The sequence below is a fragment of the Rhodoferax sp. genome, from assembly GCF_039922535.1.
GTDB lineage: Bacteria > Pseudomonadota > Gammaproteobacteria > Burkholderiales > Burkholderiaceae_C > Rhodoferax_B.
The window spans coordinates 1-6,739 of sequence record NZ_JBDTEM010000430.1; the positions used below are offsets into that span (position 1 = coordinate 1).

General features: G+C 59.4%; 5 protein-coding genes and 1 pseudogene. All 6 read left to right on the top strand.

Translation table 11 applies throughout. From position 1 onward, the window contains the following. Positions 1-792 (top strand): sugar-binding protein (locus ABI213_RS20540; RefSeq protein WP_348028456.1); only part of this gene is annotated, 792 nt, incomplete at its 5' end. 202 nt (positions 793-994) lie between these two features. Continuing rightward, positions 995-2,521: a multiple monosaccharide ABC transporter ATP-binding protein gene (mmsA, locus tag ABI213_RS20545; RefSeq protein ID WP_348008030.1), complete on the top strand. Its 1,527-nt coding sequence runs from the start codon at positions 995-997 to the stop codon at positions 2,519-2,521. Positions 2,522-2,567: 46 nt separating this feature from the next. Beyond that, a complete protein-coding gene (gene mmsB, locus ABI213_RS20550; RefSeq protein ID WP_348008031.1) occupies positions 2,568-3,764 on the top strand; it encodes a multiple monosaccharide ABC transporter permease in 1,197 nt (398 codons plus the stop codon). Continuing rightward, positions 3,761-5,284 (top strand): sugar ABC transporter ATP-binding protein, encoded by a 1,524-nt coding sequence (locus ABI213_RS20555; RefSeq protein WP_348008032.1) that lies wholly within the window; start codon positions 3,761-3,763, stop codon positions 5,282-5,284. Before mmsB ends, ABI213_RS20555 begins: the two co-directional genes overlap by 4 nt. Next, complete coding sequence (locus ABI213_RS20560) at positions 5,277-6,323, top strand: ABC transporter permease (RefSeq protein ID WP_348028458.1); 1,047 nt, start codon at positions 5,277-5,279, stop codon at positions 6,321-6,323. The genes ABI213_RS20555 and ABI213_RS20560 overlap by 8 nt, the downstream gene beginning before the upstream one ends. After that, positions 6,320-6,739 (top strand): annotated as a pseudogene (locus ABI213_RS20565) (sugar ABC transporter permease YjfF); the annotation flags it as partial. The gene ABI213_RS20560 and the pseudogene ABI213_RS20565, both read left to right, overlap by 4 nt.

Below are 6,739 nucleotides of genomic sequence, written 5' to 3' on the forward strand. Positions count from 1 at the left end.
ATCGACGGCACCACGCTGTCCAAAGTGCTGCAAAACGCAGCCGACAAGGGTGTCAAGGTTATTGCCTATGACCGCCTGATCAAGGGCTCGAAGAACGTGGACTACTACGCCACGTTCGACAACTTCCAGGTCGGCGTGTTGCAAGCGGGCACCATCGTGGACAAGCTGGGCCTGAAGCAAGGCAAGGGTCCGTTCAACATCGAACTGTTTGGCGGCTCGCCAGATGACAACAACGCCTTCTTCTTCTATGACGGCGCAATGAGCGTGTTCAAGCCTTACATCGACAGCGGCAAGCTGGTGGTGCGCAGCAAGCAAATGGGCATGGAAAAAGTCGGCACGCTGCGCTGGGACGGTGCTGTCGCCCAGGCCCGTATGGACAACCTGTTGTCGGCCTTCTACACCAAGGACAAGGTTGATGCCGTGCTGTCCCCCTACGACGGTATTTCCATCGGCATTTTGTCCTCGCTCAAAGGCGTGGGCTACTGCACCAAGACCCAGGCTTGCCCTGTGGTGAGCGGCCAAGATGCGGAAGTGCCATCGGTCAAGTCCATTTTGCGTGGCGAGCAGTACTCGACCATCTTCAAGGACACGCGTGAGCTGGCTAAGGTCACCGCCAACATGGTGGACGCAGAGTTGTCCGGCAAGAAGCCCGAAGTCAACGACACCAAGACTTACAACAACGGTGTCAAGGTGGTGCCAGCGTACTTGCTCAAGCCTGTGGCTGTAGATGCAACCAACTGGAACCCGATTCTGATCGGCAGCGGTTACTACAAAGAATCGCAAATCAAGTAAGTGTTGAACACCCCCAGGCTGCAAGTAGTCTGGAGGTTTAGCTTGGAGCGTTACTTTTGAGCTTGAAAAGGCCCTGCATTGCGAGGTGTGGGGCCTTTTTTTTCGGTCGTTGATGAAAATAAAAGACTGACGCAGCGCCTGACTAGCGGCCCTCTGGGCCTGCAGGCAGGCACTGCGTCAGTCGTGAAATAAAAGGGTGCTGATGGTGAACACGATCCTAGAGATGCACGACATCCGCAAGACCTTCCCCGGAGTGGTTGCGCTGAACAAAGTGAACCTGCGCGTGAGTGCGGGCGAAATACATGCCCTGGTGGGTGAGAACGGCGCAGGAAAATCGACCTTGATGAAGGTGTTGTCGGGCGTGTACCCGCACGGCGACTACACCGGCGAAATTCGCTACCTGGGCCAGGAGCAGCGCTTCAAGGGCATCCACGACAGCGAGCAGCAGGGCATCATCATCATCCACCAGGAGCTGGCACTGGTGCCGCTGTTGTCGATTGCCGAAAACATCTTTTTGGGCAACGAGACTGCGCACAACGGTGTGATCGACTGGATGGCGGCGCATAGCCAAACCCAGGCCTTGCTGAAGAAAGTCGGCCTCAAAGAATCCCCCAACACGCTGATTACCAACATCGGCGTGGGCAAGCAGCAACTGGTTGAAATTGCCAAGGCGCTGTCCAAAAAAGTCAAACTGCTGATCCTGGACGAGCCCACCGCCAGCCTGAACGAAACCGATAGCGATGCATTGCTGATGCTGCTGCTGGAGCTCAAAGCCCAGGGCATTGCCTGCATCTTGATTTCGCACAAGCTCAACGAGATTGCCAAGGTGGCCGATTCCATCACCATCCTGCGGGACGGCACCACGGTGGAGACGCTGGACTGCCGCGCGGAGTCCATCAGCGAAGACCGCGTGATCCGTGGCATGGTGGGCCGCGAGATGGCCGACCGCTATCCCAAACGCACACCGAATATTGGCGAAACCGTGTTTGAGCTGCGCGACTGGCGCGCTTACCACCCGCAGCACGCCGACCGCGAAGTCGTCAAAAACATCAACCTGACCGTCAAGCGCGGCGAAATCGTCGGCATTGCCGGGCTGATGGGTGCGGGCCGCACCGAGCTGGCGATGAGCGTGTTTGGCAAATCCTGGGGCCAGCGCATCAGCGGCAAGGCGATGCTGCACGGCAAGGAAATTGATGTCTCCACGGTGCAAAAAGCCGTGGCCCACGGGCTGGCTTACGTGACCGAAGACCGCAAGGGCAACGGCCTGGTGTTGAGCGAAGACATCCAGTGGAACACCTCGCTGGCGAATCTGCCGGGCGTGTCCAAAAACGGCATCATCGACGATGGCCGCGAATATGCCGTAGCCCAGGGTTACCGCGAGAAAATGCGTACCCGCTGCTCGGGCGTGGACCAAAAAGTGGTCAACCTGTCGGGCGGCAACCAGCAAAAAGTGGTGCTGAGCAAATGGCTGTTCACCAACCCCGAGGTGCTGATCCTGGACGAGCCTACACGTGGCATCGACGTGGGGGCCAAGTTCGAGATCTACACCCTGATTGCACAACTTGCCGCCGAGGGCAAATGCGTGATCGTGATATCCAGCGAAATGCCCGAGTTGCTGGGACTGTCGGACCGTATCTACGTCATGAACGAAGGCAAGTTTGTCGCCGAAATGGCCACGGCCGATGCCAGCCAGGAAAAGATCATGCGCGCCATCGTCAGCGCTAGTTAAGCCGACCCCTGAAGCCCATCCCAGATACCTATAAGAGCTTTGAATCATGGAAAAAACAACCACAACCCCTGCTGCCACCGCCGCGCCGTCTGGCTTGAGTTTCTTTAAGAGCAACCTGCGTGAATACGGCATGCTGCTGTCGCTGGTGGCCATCATGGCCTTTTTCCAGTACATGACCGACGGCACGCTGATGCAGCCGCTGAATCTGACCAACCTGGTGCTGCAAAACAGCTACATCGTCATCATGGCGCTGGGCATGCTGCTGGTGATCGTCGCCGGCCATATCGACCTGTCGGTCGGTTCCATCGTCGGCTTTGTCGGCGCGGTGGCTGCTGTGTTGATGGTCAATTACCAATGGCACTATTTGCCCACGACCATCGTTTGCCTAGTGGTAGGCGGGTTGATTGGCGCGGCGCAGGGCTACTTTGTAGCCTTCTTTCGCATTCCGTCTTTCATCGTCACGTTGGCGGGCATGCTGGTGTTTCGCGGCTTGGCTCTGGCGCTGCTGCAAGGGCAGTCGGTCGGGCCCTTCCCAGATACCTTCCAGTTGCTCAGCTCGGGCTTTATCCCCGATCTGTTCAGCTCTGAGGGGTTGCGCCTGACTTCCTTGTTGCTGGGTGTGCTGGTGGCTCTGGCCCTGGTGGTGGCGGGCATCCGCGCGCGCGCTAACCAGCAAAAGCACGGCGTCACCGGTGAACCCACGGCTTTCTTCTGGGGCAAGATGGTGATCTTCTCGGCCTTGCTGATCACCTTCAGCTATCTGCTGGCATCCTACAAAGGTCTGCCGAATGTGCTGATCGTAATGGCGCTGCTGATTGCGGTGTTTGACTTCGTGACCAGCCGCACCACCATTGGCCGCCGCGTCTATGCCCTGGGCGGCAACGAAAAAGCAGCCAAGCTGTCGGGTATCAAAACTGAGCGTCTGGCCTTCTACACCTTCATCAACATGGGTGTGCTGGCGGCTTTGGCTGGCTTGGTGTTTGCCGCGCGGCTGAACACCGCCACGCCCAAGGGCGGGCTGGGTTTTGAGCTGGACGTGATTGCGGCCTGCTTTATCGGCGGAGCATCGGCTTCGGGCGGTGTCGGTAAGGTGATGGGCGCGGTGATTGGCGCGTTCATTATGGGCGTGATGAACAACGGCATGTCCATCATGGGCATCGGCATTGACTACCAGCAAATCATCAAGGGTCTGGTGCTGTTGGCCGCCGTGTTTGTCGACGTGTACAACAAAAACAAGGGATGACCGGCACCAGCGCACTGCCCGTGCTGGAGCTCACGGGCATCGACAAAGAGTTTGCCGGTAATCCTGTGCTCCGTGGTGTGCAGCTACGCCTGTACCCCGGCGAAATCCACGCCCTGATGGGACAAAACGGCGCTGGCAAGTCCACGCTGATCAAGGTGCTGACCGGTGTGCTGGAGTCCAGCGGCGGGCAAATGCTGTTGATGGGCCAATCCATCCGGCCCGACTCACCTCTTGCAGCCCAAAAGCTGGGCATCAGTACCGTGTACCAAGAGGTCAACCTCTGCCCCAATCTGTCAGTGGCAGAGAACGTGTTTGCTGGGCGTTACCCGCGCTACGGGTGGACGCAAGGCTACCGCATCGATTGGTCCACCGTACACCGCCGCGCCCGTGAACTGCTGGCCCGCATTGGGCTGGACATTGACGTGACGCAGCTGCTGTCAACCTTCCCGGTGGCGGTGCAGCAGCTGGTGGCTATCGCCCGTGCGCTGGGTGTGGAATCCAAGGTGCTGATCCTGGACGAACCCACCTCCAGTCTGGACGAAGACGAGGTACAAAAGCTGTTCGAGGTGCTGCGGCGCCTGCGTGGCGAAGGGCTGGCGATTGTGTTTGTGTCGCACTTCTTGAACCAGGTCTACGCCATTTCCGACCGCATCACCGTGCTGCGCAACGGCGAATGGGTGGGCGAATGGATGGCCAATGCTTTGCCGCCCCAGGCCCTGATTTCGGCCATGCTAGGCCGCGAATTTGCGGTGCAAAACACCCATGCCGTGCAGCAACGCGATGCGGCACAGGAAGTCGTGCTGCTGGAAACCCAGGGCCTGGGCCAGGCCGGGCGTTTGCAGCCGGTGGATTTGAAGCTGCATGCAGGCGAGGTGCTGGGCTTGGCGGGCTTGCTGGGTGCGGGCCGCACCGAGCTGGCGCGGCTGCTGTTTGGCCTGGAGACATCCGACAAAGGCAGCCTGCAGATCGACGGCCAGACCGCGCAGCTCAGCAACCCCGCAGATGCGGTGCAGTACGGTATTGCCCTGTGTCCCGAAGAGCGCAAAACCGACGGCATCGTCGCCGAGCTATCGGTGCGCGAAAACATTGCACTTGCGCTGCAGGCGCGGCTGGGTTTGCGCAAGTTCTTGTCATTGGCCGAGCAGACCACGCTGGCCGAGTATTTCGTCAAAACCTTGGGCATCAAAACCGCCAGCATCGAAACCCCGATTGGCCTGCTGTCGGGTGGTAACCAGCAAAAGGCGGTCATCGCCCGCTGGCTGGCCACCGACCCGCGCCTGCTGATTCTGGACGAGCCCACCCGCGGCATCGACGTGGCGGCCAAGCAGGAAATCATGGAAGAAATCCTGCGCCTGGCGCGCGGCGGTATGAGTGTGCTGTTTATCTCCAGCGAAATGAGCGAGGTGGTGCGCGTGTCCGACCGCATCGCCGTGCTGCGCGACCGCCGCAAAGTAGGGGAGCTGCCTGGTGGTAGTTCTGAAGACGAAGTTTATGCACTGATTGCTGCCGACCATGTTTAAGACCTTTTTACGGCATCCGCGCGCGTGGCCGCTGCTAACCCTGCTATTACTTTTGATAGTCAATGTGGTTTTTAATCCTGGCTTTTTGCATATTGAGTGGCGCGACGGCCATCTGTATGGCAGCCTGATCGACATCCTGAACCGGGCCGCACCGCTGGTGCTGGTGTCACTGGGTATGACCTTGGTGATTGCGACCCGCGGCATTGATATTTCGGTGGGCGCGGTGGTGGCGATTGCGGCCGCATTGGCTGCCTGGATGATTGGCGGCGCCTTGGTGGTGCAAGACGGCGTGGCCGTGCATGCCAGCCGCTTTCCCATGCCGCTGGCGATTCTGGCCGCCCTGGGTGTGGCGGCGGTGTGCGGCTTGTGGAATGGCTTGCTGGTGGCCCGCATCGGCATGCAGCCCATCATTGCCACGCTGATTCTGATGGTGGCGGGCCGGGGCATTGCCCAGCTCATCACCGGCGGGCAGATCATCACGATCTATTACTCGCCATTTTTCTTTTTGGGTAGCGGCTATCTGGCGGGCCTGCCGTTCTCGTTGTTTATCGTAGCGCTGGTGTATGGCGTGCTGCATTTGGCCATGACGCGCACGGCCTTGGGCTTGTTCATCCAGGCGGTTGGCATCAACCCGGTGGCGGCGCGCGGCGTGGGTATCCAGGCGCGCAAGCTGACCGTGTGGGTGTATGCGTTTTGCGGCTTTTGCGCCGGCGTGGCGGGGCTGCTCATTAGCTCCAACGTGAAGAGCGCCGACGGCAATAACGCCGGGCAACTGCTGGAGCTGGATGCGATTCTGGCCGTCACCCTGGGCGGCACCGCGCTGACCGGTGGGCGTTTCAGCCTGTTTGGCAGCGTTATCGGCGCGCTGATCATCCAGACCATGACCTACGCCATCTACTCGCTGGGTGTACCGCCCGAGATCAACTTGGTGGTGAAAGCCGTGGTGGTGTTTGCGGTGATGCTGCTGCAGTCGCCTGAGTTTCGCGCTACGGTGCGTGCGTGGGCTGTACGTCCTGTACAGAACGGAGGCCGCGCATGAGCCATACCGCTAAAAAACGGTTCAACCCGCAGCATCTGCCCATTGTGGCCACGGTATCGTTGTTCGTGGCCATGGCCACGCTGGGTTCCGTGTTCTACGACGGTTTTTTCTCGTTGCAGGTGTTTTTGAATCTGCTGATCGACAACTCCTTTCTGGTGATCGTGGCGGTGGGCATGACCTTTGTGGTGCTGTCGGGCGGCATTGATCTGTCGGTGGGATCGGTGATTGCGTTCACCACCATGGTGTCGGCCTCGCTGGTGGAGAAGCACGGCTGGAGCCCATTGGTCGTACTACCGCTGGTGCTACTAATGGGTACAGCATTTGGGGCCTTCATGGGCTTCTTGATCGAGCGTTTTCGCCTGCAGCCCTTCATCGTGACGCTGGCGGGCATGTTCCTGGCGCGCGGCCTGTGCTAT